This window comes from Streptomyces sp. PKA51, assembly GCF_057552455.1.
Map to the genome: position 1 here is coordinate 269,907 of NZ_BAAJPZ010000001.1, position 15,960 is coordinate 285,866.

15 protein-coding genes are annotated in these 15,960 nt (G+C 73.5%); 13 read left to right on the forward strand and 2 right to left on the reverse strand.

Features of this window, described 5'->3' with window-relative positions; translation table 11 throughout:
• Nucleotides 1-42: 42 nt before the first annotated feature.
• The 3 genes from AC27L3_RS00955 to AC27L3_RS00965 are packed head-to-tail and all read left to right on the forward strand — an operon-like array spanning nucleotide 43 to nucleotide 2,341.
• A complete protein-coding gene (locus tag AC27L3_RS00955; RefSeq protein WP_487232015.1) occupies nucleotides 43-390 on the forward strand; it encodes a darcynin family protein in 348 nt (115 codons plus the stop codon).
• A complete protein-coding gene (locus tag AC27L3_RS00960; protein WP_487232016.1) occupies nucleotides 387-794 on the forward strand; it encodes a hypothetical protein in 408 nt (135 codons plus the stop codon). Before AC27L3_RS00955 ends, AC27L3_RS00960 begins: the two co-directional genes overlap by 4 nt.
• On the forward strand, nucleotides 791-2,341 hold the full coding sequence (locus tag AC27L3_RS00965) for a multicopper oxidase family protein (RefSeq protein ID WP_487232017.1): 1,551 nt from the start codon (nucleotides 791-793) through the stop codon (nucleotides 2,339-2,341). The genes AC27L3_RS00960 and AC27L3_RS00965 overlap by 4 nt, the downstream gene beginning before the upstream one ends.
• Before the next feature lie 46 nt (nucleotides 2,342-2,387).
• On the opposite strand, the gene AC27L3_RS00970 is transcribed toward AC27L3_RS00965, so the two are convergent.
• Nucleotides 2,388-4,751, reverse strand: coding sequence for a collagenase (locus AC27L3_RS00970; protein ID WP_487232018.1), 2,364 nt, complete (start codon nucleotides 4,749-4,751; stop codon nucleotides 2,388-2,390).
• 201 nt (nucleotides 4,752-4,952) lie between these two features.
• Between AC27L3_RS00970 and AC27L3_RS00975 the strand changes: the two genes are divergently transcribed.
• The 9 genes from AC27L3_RS00975 to AC27L3_RS01015 all read left to right on the forward strand — a co-directional run bounded on the left by AC27L3_RS00975 (nucleotide 4,953) and on the right by AC27L3_RS01015 (nucleotide 14,621).
• Complete coding sequence (locus tag AC27L3_RS00975) at nucleotides 4,953-6,335, forward strand: aminopeptidase P family protein (protein ID WP_487232019.1); 1,383 nt, start codon at nucleotides 4,953-4,955, stop codon at nucleotides 6,333-6,335.
• 101 nt (nucleotides 6,336-6,436) lie between these two features.
• On the forward strand, nucleotides 6,437-7,585 hold the full coding sequence (locus tag AC27L3_RS00980) for an NAD(P)/FAD-dependent oxidoreductase (protein ID WP_487232020.1): 1,149 nt from the start codon (nucleotides 6,437-6,439) through the stop codon (nucleotides 7,583-7,585).
• Nucleotides 7,586-7,633: 48 nt separating this feature from the next.
• The gene (locus tag AC27L3_RS00985) at nucleotides 7,634-7,948 is read left to right on the forward strand and encodes a (2Fe-2S)-binding protein (protein ID WP_344433510.1); all 315 of its coding nucleotides are present in this window, start codon (nucleotides 7,634-7,636) and stop codon (nucleotides 7,946-7,948) included.
• A gap of 19 nt (nucleotides 7,949-7,967) precedes the next feature.
• Nucleotides 7,968-9,470, forward strand: a complete 1,503-nt coding sequence (locus AC27L3_RS00990; RefSeq protein ID WP_487232021.1) for an FAD/NAD(P)-dependent oxidoreductase — start codon at nucleotides 7,968-7,970, stop codon at nucleotides 9,468-9,470.
• Complete coding sequence (locus tag AC27L3_RS00995) at nucleotides 9,467-10,375, forward strand: dihydrodipicolinate synthase family protein (protein WP_487232022.1); 909 nt, start codon at nucleotides 9,467-9,469, stop codon at nucleotides 10,373-10,375. The genes AC27L3_RS00990 and AC27L3_RS00995 overlap by 4 nt, the downstream gene beginning before the upstream one ends.
• Before the next feature lie 32 nt (nucleotides 10,376-10,407).
• Nucleotides 10,408-11,412, forward strand: a complete 1,005-nt coding sequence (locus tag AC27L3_RS01000) for a proline racemase family protein (protein ID WP_487232023.1) — start codon at nucleotides 10,408-10,410, stop codon at nucleotides 11,410-11,412.
• Nucleotides 11,409-12,776 carry an aldehyde dehydrogenase family protein gene (locus tag AC27L3_RS01005; protein WP_487232024.1) on the forward strand — a complete coding sequence of 456 codons (1,368 nt, stop codon included), beginning with the start codon at nucleotides 11,409-11,411 and terminating at the stop codon, nucleotides 12,774-12,776. Before AC27L3_RS01000 ends, AC27L3_RS01005 begins: the two co-directional genes overlap by 4 nt.
• A gap of 37 nt (nucleotides 12,777-12,813) precedes the next feature.
• Nucleotides 12,814-14,010, forward strand: a complete 1,197-nt coding sequence (locus AC27L3_RS01010; protein WP_487232025.1) for a M6 family metalloprotease domain-containing protein — start codon at nucleotides 12,814-12,816, stop codon at nucleotides 14,008-14,010.
• On the forward strand, nucleotides 14,007-14,621 hold the full coding sequence (locus AC27L3_RS01015) for an HD domain-containing protein (protein ID WP_487232026.1): 615 nt from the start codon (nucleotides 14,007-14,009) through the stop codon (nucleotides 14,619-14,621). The genes AC27L3_RS01010 and AC27L3_RS01015 overlap by 4 nt, the downstream gene beginning before the upstream one ends.
• Nucleotides 14,622-14,743: 122 nt before the next feature.
• On the opposite strand, the gene AC27L3_RS01020 is transcribed toward AC27L3_RS01015, so the two are convergent.
• Nucleotides 14,744-15,193 carry a peptidase inhibitor family I36 protein gene (locus tag AC27L3_RS01020; RefSeq protein WP_487232027.1) on the reverse strand — a complete coding sequence of 150 codons (450 nt, stop codon included), beginning with the start codon at nucleotides 15,191-15,193 and terminating at the stop codon, nucleotides 14,744-14,746.
• 343 nt (nucleotides 15,194-15,536) lie between these two features.
• Between AC27L3_RS01020 and AC27L3_RS01025 the strand changes: the two genes are divergently transcribed.
• Nucleotides 15,537-15,896 (forward strand): hypothetical protein, encoded by a 360-nt coding sequence (locus AC27L3_RS01025; protein WP_487232028.1) that lies wholly within the window; start codon nucleotides 15,537-15,539, stop codon nucleotides 15,894-15,896.
• The last annotated feature ends 64 nt before the right edge of the window (nucleotides 15,897-15,960 follow it).

A 15,960-nucleotide genomic window follows, 5' to 3' on the forward strand; every position in this document is an offset into this window, starting at 1 on the left:
TCGAAAGTTAACGGTGTTAGCAAATCTCTTCGGGGGACTCCCATGACCTACGGCATCGTCCTGACGTACACGGTCACGCCGCGCTGGCTCGCCCTGCCGCGCGAGGAGCGCAACGCCCTGCGCGCCCGGTACCTGGAGCCCGTCTTCGCCGCCTACGCGGACCGGGTGACGGCCCGCTTCTTCGACGCCGAGGCCTTCAACGGCCGCTTCTCCGACTTCGCCCTGCTGGAGACGAAGGACCTGGGCGCGTACTACTTCCTGATCGAGGCCCTGCGCGACACCCCGGTCATCGCCGAGGGCTACCTGAGCTTCAACGACGTACTGCTCGGCGTCGAGGACGGCTTCCACGCCTACGAGCAGGCCCTGACCTCCGCGACCGGCCCCCGGTGACCGCGCACCGTCACCCGCCCGCGCGCCGCTGGCCGCTGACGGCGCTGCGGGCCGCGGCCGTGCTGGTGCTGCTGGACACCCTGATGCAGGCGGCACTGGCCGGTCTCTTCGTCACCGGCGACCTCGACCTCCTCGCCTGGCACGCGGCGAACGCCGGCGTGCTCAGTGCCCTCACCGTCCTGCAGACGGCCGCGGCACTGGCCGTCTGGCGCGCCGCCCGCGGGCCCCTGTGGCCGGCCGTGTCCAGCGCGGTACTGGTCGCCCTGGTGAGCCTGCAGCAAGGGCTGGGGGAGGCGCGGATCCTGGCCGGACACCTGCCGCTGGGCATGGCCGTCTTCGGCTGCGCGGCAGTCCTGACCTGCTGGGCCTTCGCCCGGCACACCGTCACCGGGGCGGCGAGGTGAGGCCCCGTCTCCCGGGCCGGCGGGGGTTCCTCGGGCTGACGGCCGCCGCCGGAGCGGCGATCACGGTGGGGGCGGCCGGCTGGTCCCGCCTGGCGGCCGCGTCCACCGGGCGCGTCCTGGCCAGTGCCGGCCCGCTGCCCCGGCCCTTCGCCGTGCCGCTGCCCGTGCCCCCGGTGGCCCGGCCGGTGCGCAGCGCGCACGGCACCGACTTCTACGAGGTCGAGCAGCGGGAGGGCACGGCACGGATCCTGCCCGGCCGCAGCACCACGGTGTGGGGGTACGACGGGATCTTCCCCGGCCCGACCTTCGCCGCCCGTTCCGGACGCCGCACCGTGCTCCGGGTGCGCAACAGCCTCGCCGTGCCCACCGTCACCCACCTGCACGGCGGGGTCACCCCGCCCGAGTCCGACGGTTACCCCACCGACCTGCTGCTGCCCGTGCGCTGCGCACCCGGCGGGACGGGTGACGGCATGGCCGCCGCCCACGGCGGGCGCACGACCGTGGGCTACCGCAGCTACGCCTACCCGCTGCCGCAGCGGGCCGCGACCCTCTGGTACCACGACCACCGCATGGACTTCAGCGCCCCGCAGGTCTGGCGCGGCCTGGCCGGCTTCTTCCTCGTCACCGACGCGGAGGAGGACAGGCTGCCGCTGCCGCGCGGGGAACGCGACGTGCCGCTGATGCTCTGCGACCGCTCCTTCGAGGAGGACGGTTCCTTCCGCTACCCGGCCCGGCACGACCACGACGCGTTCCCGGACGGTGTGCTCGGCGACGTCCAGCTCGTCAACGGCGCCCCCTGGCCTGTCCTGGACGTCTGCGCCGTCCGCTACCGCTTCCGCCTGCTCAACGCCTCCAACGCCCGCCGCTACCGGCTGCGGCTCGACGCCCCCGGCGGCAGGAGCGCGCCGCTCGTCCAGATCGGCAGCGACGGGGGCCTGCTGGCCGCGCCCCGGCCCGTGCAGACCCTCGAGGTGGCACCCGGCGAACGCTTCGACGTCGTCGTCGACTTCTCGCCCTTCCCCCTCGGCAGCGAGCTCACCCTGCGCAACACCGCGGCCGCAGGCGGCATGCGCGACGTCATGCGCTTCCGCGTCGTGCGCAAGGAGAAGGACGACAGCCGGGTGCCGGCCCGGCTGTCGCCCTCCTACGAGACCCTCGTGCCGGACCGGACCATGCCGGTACGCACCTTCGACTTCCGGCGCACGCACACCGCGGACGACCGGCAGATGTGGACGATCAACGGGAGGCCGTTCGGCACCGGTGAGATCCTGGCCTCCCCGCGGCTGGGCAGGGTGGAACGCTGGCGCTTCAGCAGTGACTTCCATCATCCCGTGCACGTGCACCTGGGCCACTTCCAGGTGGTCGCCCGCGGCGGCCGGGGCCCGGGGGCGGCGGACGCCGGCTGGAAGGACACCGTCGACGTCCGCCCGTACGAGGTGGTCGAGGTCCTCGTGCGGTTCACCGGCTACAAGGGCCGCTCCCTGCTGCACTGCCACAACCTCGAACACGAGGACATGGCGATGATGGCGAACTTCCAGGTGGTCTGACGGCGCGGGCCCGGTGCCCCGGGCCCGCGCCCGGCCCCCGGCGGCGTCAGCCGCGCAGCGGGCCCTCGCAGACGTAGTCCGCCGTGCCCGCGGCGCGGCCGGACCACTGCTCGACCTTGCCGAAGGAGCAGTTCATGTCGGCGAAGTTGTTGCTGCGGGCCTTGGTGCGGTCGAGGATGAAGTAGTCGACCGTCTCGGACATGTCCTTGAAGACCGCGTCGGCGTTGCCCGGGCTGCTCAGGTTCGCGGTGACCTTGCCGGTGCACACAAAGCGGGGGCGGTCGGGGGAGCCGGCGGCGCGGCAGTCCTCGGGCGTCTGGCCCGTCGCGGCCGCGAAGGACGAGCGGACCTGGGAGGCCGAGGCGTCCTGCAGCCGGCTCACGGGGGTGAACGCGGTGGCCGGCACGTACAGGTCCTTGACCTGGCCGATCTGCTTGTCCAGGAACGCGTTGTAGTCCCGCTGCACGTACCAGTCGCGGCCCATGCGGCTGCGCCAGGCGTCGAAGCCCGCGACGTCGTTGGCCCGCAGGTAGCCGTACATCTCCCGCAGCTGGGAGGGCCGCTCGTTCCACAGGAACTCGAAGAACGTGCCCGCGTAGTTGTAGAAGCGGAAGCCGTCGCGCTCGTACTCGGCGTGCAGCAGCTGGTCGACGCTCATGCGCGGCCCGCCGTTCGCCGTGTCGTTGATGACGCCCTGCACCAGCGACTTGCGGACCTTGACGCCGTCGTCGCGCGTGGAGCCGGCGAAGAACTCGGCGGTGCCCTCGTCCATCGCCGTCGTCCGGTCGCCCTGGTACCACGGGCCCTCGCCGAAGCTGCCGGGCACCGCCCAGCGGCCGTTGAGGTAGTGCGTGTACTCGTGGCGGAAGAGCTCCTCCAGCGTGAGCGTGGAGTCCTGCGGCACGCGGCGCTCGTACGTGTAGAACGTCGCGCCGTTCTCGATGTAGATGCCGCCGTTCTTGGTGTCCATGCCCGTCAGCAGCGGGTGGTAGATCTCGTAGTCCTGGCGGGAGGCGTACAGCACGATGTTCAGCGTGGAGTTGGTGTCGCCCGCCAGCGGCTGGTCGGTGCCGAGCACCCGGTGGTACTGCGCCTTGACCTGCTTGCTCGCGTAGTACAGCCGGTCCACCGTCTCGCGGGGGAGTGCGGTGCGGACCTTGATGCCGCCGTTGTCGTAGGTGTACGTGTTCGGGAAGAGCCGGCGCTCGATGTCCGTCTTGCACACGCCGTACTGCTTGCACTGGCCCAGCTCGTTGAGCCAGGTGACGACCTTGCCCCAGGGCTCGCTGCCCTGGCCGAAGGTGCGCACGACGGTGTCCAGCACGCCGCCGAGCGAGGAGCCGACCTCGCTCTTGAGCGCGCCGATCTGGCTGAGCCGGCCGTACTCGTTGATCGCGTCGCGCGCCACCCAGTCGTTGGGCGTGCCCTTGAGGTGGCCGTAGCCGGCGAACGCCTTGAGCGCCGAGCGGTAGGCGGTGTCGGAGGTCGCGGCGGCGACGAAGCCGGGGTCGTTGTTGTTGACGCCCAGGTAGCCCACGGACAGTGCGCCGAGGGCGGCGTTGCCCCAGGCCGGGTCCTTCGCGGTCTGCGGGTGGGAGGCGTCCAGCATGCCCAGGACCCGCTTCATCAGCGGCAGCTGGTACTGGCGCAGCTCGGGGGTGCTCGCGGCGTACAGGGCCTCGCGCAGGGTGGTGCCGTTGGTGGCCGTGGCGTCGAAGGTGTGCTGCCCGATGCCGAAGTAGTAGACGGCGCGGCGCACGGCTTCCACGGTCGTGGCGTCGGAGAGGTCTATCTCGTCGTGCGAGAAGTCGTGGTAGGCCGCGGCGTGGAGGTAGGTGAACATCTCCAGCAGGTGGTCGGTGTTCTTCCCGTCGTGCCAGTAGCCGTAGCGCTCGGCGCGCAGGGCGACGGCCCGCACGTTCTCCCGGGAGAAGACGCGGGTCATCCGGGAGTCCCACGTCCACAGGATGTTGCGCAGACAGCCGTCGGCGGTGACGGCCGGGTCCATGAGGAAGTCCGCGAACTGTTCCGGGCCGAGGCCGGCGACACCGTCGACGGTGCAGGCCACGGTGACGCCGCGCACGGTGATGCGCGGCGCCGCCGCCACGCCCTTGGAGCCGCCCTGCGCGGCCTTGTCCGTGGCGGGGCCGGGGATGGTGGCCTTGGTCAGACCGCGGGGGGCGGTGGGCGTCTCGATCGCCGGTCGCGGCGCGTTGGCGAGACGTTTCACCTCGTCGAACGGGTTGGGTGCGGCCTTGGCGGTCGCGGCCGCGGGTGCCGGTGCGGGGGATGCGGCGGGGGAGGGGGCCGCCCAGCCGGTCTGGCCGGCGGTGGCGCACAGCGTCACGGCGATGGCCGCGGTGAGCAGGGGTCTGCGAACGCTTCTGCGCAGGGTGGAGAACTGGGACACCGATGACTCCTGGTGGGAGGTGTGCGTGGGAGGTGGAACGGCGCGAACGCGTCGTACGTGGGGGGTTCGAGGCAGCGCCGTGTGACACGTAACGTAGTAATGTGAAATGGCACTGACAACCCCTCAGGCCGTTTTCGTTCACCCCTGTGCCCCTGACAAGTTGACGGATATTCAGACATCTCCCCCCAGGAGGAGCCCCTCATGAGCCGACCGCCGGCCAGTGCCCCCCGTACGGTCAGTCACGATCTGCCCGTCGGCCCCGAGCTGGAGAAGTTCATGGCGGGTGGCTGGGCGGCCACCCCGCTCCCGGGCGACCTCCGGCTGCCGGTGGCCGCTCTCACCGCGGCCCGCCGGGCGAAGCTCTCCGCACGCTTCCCCGGCGAGCGGCTGATCGTCCCCGCGGGCGAGCTCAAGGTCCGCTCCAACGACTGCGACTACCGCTTCCGCCCGCACAGCGCGTACGCCTGGCTGACCGGCCTCACCGGCGAGGAACAGGCCGGCCACGTGCTGGTGCTGGAGCCCGACGGGCCGCACGGGCACGAAGCCGTGCTCCACATACGCCCGCGCTCCCCGCGCGGCGCCGGGTCCGCGGAGTTCTACCGCGACCGCCGCTACGGCGAGTTCTGGGTGGGCCGCCGCCCCGACCTCGCCGAGGCCGAGCGCATGACCGGCATCCGCTGCGTGCACCTCGACGCGCCGGACCGGCTGCCGCAGGGCCGCGACGCGGCCGACGACGCCGAACTCGCCGCCGCCCTGAGCGAACTGCGCCTGGTCAAGGACGCCTGGGAGGTCGAGCAGCTCCAACTGGCCGTCGACCACACCACCGCCGGCTTCGAGGACGTCGTACGGGCCCTGCCGCGCGCCCTGGCCCACCCGCGCGGCGAACGGTGGATCGAGGGCGTCTTCGCCCTGCGCGCCCGTGCTGAGGGCAACGGCACCGGATACGAGACGATCGCCGCCGCCGGTGCGCACGCATGCGTCCTGCACTGGATCCGCAACGACGGCCGCCTGAACTCCGACGACCTGCTGCTCCTGGACGCGGGCGTGGAGACCGACACCCTCTACACCGCCGACATCACCCGCACCCTGCCGCTGTCCGGACGCTTCACTCCCGTCCAGCGCCGGGTCTACGAACTCGTCCTCGCCGCCCAGGAGGCCGGCATCGCCGCCCTGAAGCCCGGCGCGAGCTTCCGCGACTTCCACCGCGCCGGCATGCGCGTCATCGCCGAAGGGCTCGCCGAGTGGGGGGTGCTCAAGAGCGCGGAGGGCGACTTCCACCGCCGCTACACCCTGTGCAGCAGCGGCCACATGCTCGGTCTCGACGTCCACGACTGCGCCCGCGCCCGGGCGGAGACCTACCTGGACGGCGTCCTGGAGGAGGGCCAGGTGCTCACCGTCGAGCCCGGCCTGTACCTGCAGCCCGACGACGAGACCCTGCCGGCCGAACTGCGCGGCATCGGCGTGCGCATCGAGGACGACCTCGTCATCACCGCCGACGGCGCCCGGCTGCTGTCGGGCGCGCTGCCGCGCACGCCGGACGCGATCGAGGCGTGGATGGGCGAACTGGCGGAGCAGACGAGCTGACGGGGCAGGCGAGCTGACGGGGCGGTAGAAAAATCGCCGGCCCTGCGGGTACGGTCCGGCAGACCCTTGGCAGGAGTAGTGCAATGTGAAATATTACTGCCGTGTCCCAGAGCAACTCACCTGACGTCATCGTCGTCGGAGCCGGGGTGGTCGGCGCCGCCTGCGCCTACTACGCCGCCCGCAACGGCCTTTCCGTCACCGTGATCGACCGTGGTCCCGTCGCCGGCGGGACCACGGGTGCCGGCGAGGGCAACCTCCTGGTCTCCGACAAGGAGCCCGGCCCCGAGCTCGAACTCGCCCTGCTCTCCACCCGGCTGTGGCGCGACCTGGCCGACACGCTGCCGCCCGGCACCGAGTACGAGCCCAAGGGCGGCCTCGTCGTCGCCGCGCACGAGGGCGGCATGGCCGCCCTGCGCACCTTCGCCGCCGCGCAGCGGGCCGCCGGGGTGAGCGCCGAGGAGATACCCGCCGACCGGCTGCACGACCTCGAACCCCACCTCGCCGCCGGCCTCGCCGGCGGCTTCCACTACCCCCAGGACGCGCAGGTGCAGCCCGCCCTCGCCGCCGCCCACCTGCTGCGCGCCTCCGGCGCCCGGGTGCGCACCGGCGAGCAGGTCACCGCCGTCCTGACGGGCGACCACGGCGAGGTCCGCGGGGTGCGCACCCCGGCCGGCGACACCCACGCGCCGTACGTCGTCAACGCCACCGGCACCTGGGGCGGCGAACTGGCCCGCCTCGCCGGGTCCCACCTGCCCGTCATGCCCCGCCGCGGCTTCGTCCTCGTCACCGAACCACTGCCGCGCGTCGTACGGCACAAGGTCTACGCCGCCGATTACGTCGCCGACGTCGCCAGCGGCTCCGCCGCCCTGCAGACCTCCGCCGTCGTCGAGGGCACCCCGTCGGGCCCCGTCCTCATCGGCGCCAGTCGCGAGCGCGTCGGCTTCGACCGCACCCTGTCCACCGAGGCGCTGCGCCGCCTCGCCGACGGCGCCACCGCCCTCTTCCCCGTCCTCGCCGGGGTGCGGGTGATGCGCACCTACGCGGGCTTCCGCCCGTACCTGCCCGACCACCTGCCCGCCCTCGGCACCGACCCGCACGTGCCCGGACTGCTGCATGCCTGCGGCCACGAGGGCGCCGGCATCGGCCTGGCACCGGCCACCGGGGCGATCGTCGCCGCCCTGATCGCCGGCAAGGAACCCCCGCTGGACATCCGTCCCTTCGACCCCGGCCGCTTCGCCGCGACCGCCTGAAGCGACCACGTGAAGACCCCGCCCGCCCTTCTGCAAGGAGAGCCCGCAGTGCCCCGTACCCCCGCCGGACTGGTCGAGGCGGAGCCCGGCCCGCCCTTCGAGATCACCTTCGACGGCCGTACGGTCACCGCCCTGCCCGGCCAGAGCCTCGCCGCCGCCCTGTGGTCCGCCGGCATCCTCGCCTGGCGCACCACCCGCGACGGCGGCCGCCCGCGCGGCGCGTTCTGCGGCATCGGTCAGTGCTTCGACTGCCTCGCCACCGTCAACGGCCGCCCCAACCGCCGCGCCTGCCTCGTGCCCGCCCGCCCCGGCGACCGCGTCACCACCCAGGAGGGACACGGCCGTGCCGACCTCGCCGTCTGAAGCCTCGGGAGTCTCACGAGTGTCGGGAGTCCCGGAAGCCTACGACCTCGCCGTCGTCGGCGCCGGCGCCGCCGGCCTCGCCGGAGCCGTCACCGCCGCCGCAGCGGGCCTGAGCGTCGTCCTGCTCGACTCCGCCGCCCACACCGGCGGCCAGTACTTCCGCCACCCCGCCCCCGCCCTCGGCGCCGCCCGGCCCCAGGCCCTGCACCACGACTGGCCCGCCTACGCCGCCCTGCGCGAACGCCTCGCCGCGAGCAGCGTGGAGCACCGGCCCGGCCACCACGTGTGGACCGTCACCCGCCATGCCGAGGACCGGTGGACCGTGCTCGCCCTGACCGGCCGCGACGGCGAGGCCGACGAACCGGTGACCGTACGGGCCCGCGCCGTCCTGCTCGCCACCGGCGCGTACGAACGCCAACTGCCCTTCCCCGGCTGGACGCTGCCCGGCGTCGTCGGCGCCGGCGGCGTCCAGGCCATGCTCAAGTCCGGGCTCGTCCTGCCCGGCCGGCGCATCGTCGTCGCCGGCAGCGGACCCCTGCTGCTGGCCGTCGCCTCCTCGCTCGCCACCGCCGGCGCCACCGTGCCCGCCGTCGTCGAGGCCGCCGGCTACCTCGGCTACGCCCGCCACCCGCGCGCCTTGGCCGCCAACCCCGGCAAACTCCGCGAAGCGGTGATCCACGGCTCCGCGCTGCTGCGCCACCGCGTACCGCTGCACACCCGCAGCGTCGTCACCCAGGTGCACGGCACCGACCGCGTGGAGGCCGTCACCGTCGCCCGCACCGACCGCGCCTGGCGGCCGGTTCCCGGCACCGGCCGGCGCATCGCCTGCGACGCCCTGGCCACCGGGCACGGGCTCGTCCCGCAGATCGAACTCGCCACCACCCTCGGCTGCGCCACCCGGCGCACCCCCGACGGCACCATGGCGCTGGTCCTCGACGACCTCCAGCGCACCTCCCTGCCCGGCCTGTGGGCCGCCGGCGAACCCGGCGGCATCGGCGGCTGGGAACTGGCCCGTACCGAGGGCGAACTGGCCGGTCTCGCCGTCGCCGCCCGCCTCGGCGGCCGCCCGCTGTCCACCGGCGGCGCCCGGCTGCGCAGGCTGCGCCGCGACCGGGCCCGGCTGCGCGCCTTCGCCGAGGCCATGGCCGCGGCCCACGCGCCCGGCACCGGCTGGACGCGGTGGCTCACCGACGACACCGACGTCTGCCGCTGCGAGGAGGTCACCGCGGGCCGCGTCCGCGAGGCCGCCCGCGACCTCGGTGCCCACGACGCCCGCACCGTCAAGCTCCTCACCCGCGCCGGCATGGGCTGGTGCCAGGGGCGGATGTGCGGGCAGGCGGTGGCCTGCCTGGCGGCGGAGGGCACCGCGGAGGGGACCGTGCCGCCGTCCGCCGAGCGCAGGCCGCTCGCCGTACCCGTACCCCTCGGGGCCCTGGGCTCCGTACCAGCCGATCCCGCCGATCCCACCGATCCCACTGATCTCACTGCTCAGCCGAAGACAGAAAGGCCCACCGCACCATGACCGTCAACTCCTGGAGCCCCGAGCGCCCCTGGCGCGGCATCATGGTCGCCACCGCACTGCCGCTGCGCGACGACCTGTCCGTCGACCACGACGCCTACGCCGAGCACGTGCGCTGGCTGCTCGACAACGGCTGCGACGGCGTCGTGCCCAACGGCTCCCTCGGCGAATACCAGACCCTCACCCCCGACGAGCGCGCCCGCGTCGTGCGCACCGCCGTCGAGGCGGCCGGCGACGGCGCCCGCGTCATGCCCGGCGTCGCCGCCTACGGCGCCGCCGAGGCCCGCCGCTGGGCCGAGCAGGCCGCCGAGGCCGGCTGCGGCTCCGTCCTGCTGCTGCCCCCCAACGCCTACCGCGCCGACCAGGACGCCGTACGCGCCCACTACGCCGAGGCCGCCCGCGCCGGCATACCCGTCGTCGCCTACAACAACCCCATCGACACCAAGGTCGACCTCACCCCCGCCCTGCTCGCCCGGCTGCACGCCGACGGCCACATCGTGGCGGTCAAGGAGTTCTCCGGCGACGTCCGGCGCGCCTACGAACTCGCCGAGCTCGCCCCCGAGCTCGACCTGCTCATCGGCGCCGACGACGTCCTGCTCGAACTCGCCGTCGCCGGCGCGGTCGGCTGGATCGCCGGCTACCCCAACGCCTTCCCCGCCACCTGCGCCGCCCTCTACCACGCCGCCGTCGCCGGCGACCTGACCACCGCCCTGCCGCTGTACCGGTCGCTGCACCCGCTGCTGCGCTGGGACTCGAAGACCGAGTTCGTCCAGGCCATCAAGCTGTCCATGGACCTCGCCGGACGCCACGGCGGACCCACCCGGCACCCGCGCCTGCCGCTGACCGGCGAGACCGAGGCCGCGGTGCGCGCCGCCACCGAGAAGGCGATCGCCGACGGACACCACTGAGCCGCCCGCTTCCGCCTCACGAAAGGACGTCCGTGCGCACCCGCCACGTCTTCCACGCCGTCGACTCCCACACCGAGGGCATGCCCACCCGCGTCGTCACCGGCGGCGTCGGTGTGATCCCCGGCGCCACCATGGCCGAGCGCCGCCTGCACTTCATCGAGCACCTGGACCACCTGCGCACCCTGCTGATGTACGAGCCGCGCGGCCACGCCTCCATGAGCGGCGCGATCCTGCAGCCGCCCACCCGGCCCGACGCCGACTACGGCGTGCTCTACATCGAGGTCTCCGGCGTGCTGCCGATGTGCGGGCACGGCACCATCGGTGTGGCCACCGTTCTCGTCGAGACGGGCATGGTCCCGGTCAGCGAGCCCGTCACCACCGTACGGCTCGACACCCCGGCCGGCCTGATCGCCGTCGACGTCACGGTCGAGGACGGCGCGGCCACCTCGGCCACCCTCACCAACGTGCCCGCCTTCTGCGTCGGCCTCGACCGCAAGATCGAGGTGCCCGGGTACGGCACGGTGACCTACGACCTCGCCTTCGGCGGCAACTTCTACGCCTTCGTCGAACTCGACGCCCTCGGCCTGCCCTTCGACCGGGCCCGCAAGGACGACCTCCTCGCCGCGGGCCTGGCCCTCATGGACGCCGTCAACGCCTCCGCCGACCGGCCCGTCCACCCCGAACGCCCCGAGATCGGCGGCCTCAAGCACGTCTACCTCGCCGCGCCCGGCTCGGACGCCCACCACTCGCGGCACGCCATGGCCATCCACCCCGGCTGGTTCGACCGCTCGCCCTGCGGCACCGGCACCTCCGCCCGCATGGCCCAGCTCCACGCCCGCGGCGCGCTGCCGCTGGAGCGCGACTTCGTCAACGAGTCCTTCATCGGCACGCGCTTCACCGGCCGCCTGGTCGGCGAGACCGAGGTGGGCGGGCTGCCGGCGGTCGTGCCCACCATCACCGGACGCGCCTGGATCACCGGTACCGCCCAGTACTTCCTCGACCCGGCCGACCCCTTCCCCGGAGGCTTCCTGCTGTGACGTCCCTCGTCTCCCGCAACCCGGCCGACCCCTCCGACGTCGTCGCCGAGTTCGCGGCCCCCGGCGCGTTCGCCGTCGCCGACGCCGTCGAACGCGCCCGCACCGCCCAGCCCGGCTGGGCCGCGGCCGGCGCCGCCGCCCGCTCCGCGGCCCTGTCCGCCATCGCCTCGGCGATCGAGGCCGCCGCCGGCGAACTCGCCGACCTCGTCGTGAGGGAAGTGGGCAAGCCGCTGGCCGAGGCCCGCGCCGAAGTGGCCCGCACGGTCGCCATCTGGCGCTACTACGCCCAGGCCCCCTACGAGCCCACCGGCGCCGTCCACGAACCGGCCGCCGGCGCCGGGCTGCTGCTCACCCGCCGCCGCCCGCACGGCGTCGCCGGCCTGATCACCCCCTGGAACTTCCCCCTCGCCATCCCCACCTGGAAGGCCGCCCCCGCCCTCGCCACCGGCAACACCGTCGTCCTCAAGCCCGCCCCCGAGGCCACCGCGAGCGCCCTGCGCCTCGCCGAGATCGTGCGCGGTGCACTGCCGGACGACGTGTTCACCGTTGTGGCCGGCGGCAGCGTCGAGGGCAGCGCCCTGGTCTCCGCCGCCGACGTCGTCTCCTTCACCGGCTCCTCCGCCGCCGGCCGGCAGGTGGTCCGCGCCGCCACCGACCGCGGCGTGCCCGTCCAGGCCGAGATGGGCGGCCTGAACGCCGCCGTCGTCCTGCCCGACGCCGACATCGACCGCGCCGCCGCGCACATCGCCGCGGCGATCGCCGGGTACGCCGGGCAGAAGTGCACCGCCACCAGCAGGGTGATCGCCGTGGGCACCGCCCTCGACCCCCTGCGCGAGGCCCTCGCCGAGGCCCTGCGCGCCGTCCCCGTCGGCGACCCCGCCGACGCCGCGACGATATGCGGCCCGCTGATCTCGCCGCAGGCGCGTGAGCGCGTGACCGCCGCCCAGGAAGGCGCCACGGTCCTCGCGGAGGGCACCGCGGTCGACGGCCCCGGCTGGTACGCGCCGCCCGTGTTGCTCGAAAAGGTGCCCGCAGGCCACCAGCTGCTGTGCGAGGAGGTCTTCGGCCCCATCGCCGCCCTGCTGCCCGCAGAGGACCTCGACGAGGCGGTGCGGATCACCAACTCGGTGCCGTACGGGCTGGTGACGTCGGTGCACACGGCGGACCTGGACGCGGCACTGCACGGCCTGGACCGGCTGGACACCGGCATGATCCGCCTGAACGCGCCCTCCACCGGAGTGGACTTCCACCTCCCCTTCGGCGGCGCCAAGTCCTCCGCCCACGGCCCCCGCGAACAGGGCCGGGCAGCCCTGGACTTCTACACGGCAGGCCGCACGTACACCCTGACCCCGCACGGAGGCTGACCCGCCTGCCCCCACCCACCATGCGACAAGGAGCGACATGCCATCACCGTTACGCCTGCTCGCCACCGTCCTCGCACTCACCGCATCCCTCACCGCCCCCGCCCCCGCCGCCACCGCGGCCGGGCGGGCCCCGGGCCACCCGGTGGCGGCGGACTGCGCCCTTCCCGGTCGCACCGGCTGGACCGACGAGGGACACGACACCAACCCCGCGCAGTTCCAGCCCGCCACCGGCACCCGCCGCGTCCTGACGATCTACGTCGACTTCCCCGACGCCCCCGCCACGGAGACCACCGCACCGTACGCCGCCCACCTCGCCCCCGCGGCCGGCTGGCTGCGCACCGCCTCCCACGGACGGCTGCGCCTGGACGTCACCGCCTCCCGCCGTTGGGCGCGCATGCCGCAGGCGTCCACGGCGTACGGCTTCCAGCGAGGGCTGAGCTTCGAGGCCCACGAGCGCTACCTGCGCGACGCGATCACCGCGGCCGACCCGTACGAGGACTTCTCCTCCGCCGACATGGTCTACGTCGTCCCCGTCCGCACGGCCACCGCGATCCCCTTCTCGCCGACCTACCTCTTCGACCCCGCCACGGCCGGTGTCACCGCCGACGGCCGCCGCATCAAGTGGGCCGTCACCTTCGGACAGGACATGTGGCGCTGGGGCCACAAGGTCGCGGCCCACGAGACCGGCCACACCTTCGGCCTGCCCGACCTGTACGCCTTCACCGGCGAGACGCACCGCTTCGTCGGCGGCTGGGACGTCATGGGCCACATCGCCGGTGCCGCCCCGCAGTACCTGGGCTGGCACTCCTGGAAGCTCGGCTGGATCCGCGACGACCAGGTCGCCTGCCTCGCCGGGGCCCCCGGCGGCAGCCGCACCGTCCGCCTCACCCCCGTGGAACGCCCCGGCGGCACCAAGATCGCCGTGGTGCGCACGGGCCCCACGAGCGCGTACGTCGCCGAGTCCCGCCGGGCCACGGGCAACGACCCGGCCCCGTGCTCGACCGGAGTCCTGATCTACAAGGTCGACTCGGCCGTGGCCACCGGCGAGGGACCGGTGCGGGTCCTGGGCGGCCGGTCGCCCGGCGCCCCGCCCTGCGGCCCCCTCGACCTGGCCGCCCGGGCCCCGGGCGACACCTTCACCGACCCGGCCACCGGCACCCGCATCGAGGTGCTCGCCGGCGGCCGCACCGGCGATGTCGTCCGGGTCACGCGCCTTGCTACGCTGCCGCGGTGAGGCTCCCCACCGACCGGCAGATCCGCGCGCTGCACGAGAAGTACGCCCCCACGCCGCAGGCGCTGGAGGTCGTGTACACCCACTGCACCATCGTCGCCGCCCTCGCCGAACAGCTCCTGTCCCGCTCCCGGCACGCCGTCGACGCCGCCCTCGTCCGGGCCGGCGCCCTGCTGCACGACATCGGCGTCTACCGGCTGTTCGACGGCGACGGCCGGCTCGACCACGCCTCCTACATCCGGCACGGGATCCTCGGCCACGACCTGCTGCGCGGCGAGGGCCTGCCCGAGGCCCTGTGCCGGTTCTGCTCCTGTCACACGGGTGTCGGCGTGACGCGCGCCGACATCCGCCGCCAGAACCTCGACCTGCCCGAGGCCGACTACGTGGCCACGACGCCGGAGGAGGAACTGGTGATGTACGCCGACAAGTTCCACACCAAGACCACGCCTCCGTCGTTCGTCACCGCCGACGCCTACGCCGCGCACGTGGCCCGCTTCGGTGAGGAGAAGGTCACCGCCTTCCAGGCCCTGCGGGCCCGCTACGGCGAGCCGGACCTCGCCGCGCTGCAGGGCACGGGAGCGCCCTCAACGGCGCCGGCCGCCCCGGGCGCGTAGCTCGTCACCGAGGACCTCCGCGGCACTGATGGCGGGGCCCACCGCTCGCCCACCGTCGGATCCGGTTACCCGGACGCGTGGGCGGCGCGTGCTCGTCCGGTCGAGTGCCCCGTGCTCTCCCTCTACGGGCAGTAGAAACGGAAGGAGGAAATCCTGTCGTTGTTGTACGCCTTGGAGGTCCCGAAGGCGTAGTCACCCTTCAGCCCCCACTGCCATGACGGTGCGTAATCCAGGTCGGAAGGGTGGAGCTCCCCGCTGGAGTCGTCCCAGAACTGCACCGAGCACTGCGAGTTGTTCAGCCAGGACGAGACTTGGTTGTCGGCCAGTTCCCCGTTGAGGAAATGGGTGTTTATGAGTCTCACGATTTTTGTGTTGCCGCCCGCCGGGGGAGGGGTGACAACCACCTTCGAACCCGTTCCGCCGCCATTCTGGTAGAGGCACAGCGCCCACGCCGGGCAGTCGCTGTAAGGAGGGTTGTCCGCGGACGCCGGTCCCGCCGAGAAGAGCAGGGCCGCTCCGGCGACCGCGCTCGTGAAGGCGGCAACCGTCAGCTTGAACGGTTTGAGTGTCATGGGTTTCTTCTCTCCGGGTCGCATCGAGACTCGGCATCACCGAACGGCTGCCTGGCTGTGCCGCGTCTGGATCACATGGACGGTGCTGTGCATGGGTGCTGACCATACGTTAGCAGGAGACACATATGTACGAGGGCGGCTTCACCCCTCCAGGAGGTGTGACCACCGGTCGGGCCACACCGGCCACCACACGTATGTGTGACCGGTATCGCCCTCACCGACACACCGTTGAACATGCGAGAGTTCATCACCGGCCGCACTCGCCCGGACGAGCCGGAGGGGCCGGGCGGCCGATGTCTCCGCCGGGTCTCCACCGGTCTCGTCACACACGAAAGGTGTTCGCATGTTCATCCCCAGGGCGAAACTCCGCGCCGCCGTCGCGGCCGTCACCACGGCCGTGGCTCTGATCGGCTCGGGGGCCGGGACGGCGAACGCCGCCGACTGGCCGCCGTTACGGGAGGGCGCGTACCTCTACTCGGGTACCCACGGAACGGGAACGGCGTCGAAGGTCGACCTCGACGACTTCGGTACGTGTCACACCCTGCCGGCGTCGGCCCGCTCCGTTCAGGTTGTCTCCGGCTCCGCGTCCGTGGTGCTGCACCCCGGAGCCGGCTGCACCGGCGCCTACTCGTGGGCCACCGGGTCTCTCGCGCAGTCCGACCTCCCGTGGGCGGCGCTGAGCTACCACGTCGTCCGGGCGTGACGACGCCTCGGGCGTGATGCCGCTCGCGTGTGCCGGGCAGCGGGTCACACGACGGGTCGCACCG

Coding starts and splice junctions, on each gene's coding strand:
- AC27L3_RS00955 (WP_487232015.1), top strand. CDS start 43: ATGACCTACGGCATCGTCCTGACGTACACGGTCACGCCGCGCTGGCTC.
- AC27L3_RS00975 (WP_487232019.1), top strand. CDS start 4,953: ATGAGCCGACCGCCGGCCAGTGCCCCCCGTACGGTCAGTCACGATCTG.
- AC27L3_RS00995 (WP_487232022.1), top strand. CDS start 9,467: ATGACCGTCAACTCCTGGAGCCCCGAGCGCCCCTGGCGCGGCATCATG.
- AC27L3_RS01010 (WP_487232025.1), top strand. CDS start 12,814: ATGCCATCACCGTTACGCCTGCTCGCCACCGTCCTCGCACTCACCGCA.
- AC27L3_RS01020 (WP_487232027.1), bottom strand. CDS start 15,193: ATGACACTCAAACCGTTCAAGCTGACGGTTGCCGCCTTCACGAGCGCG.
- AC27L3_RS01025 (WP_487232028.1), top strand. CDS start 15,537: ATGTTCATCCCCAGGGCGAAACTCCGCGCCGCCGTCGCGGCCGTCACC.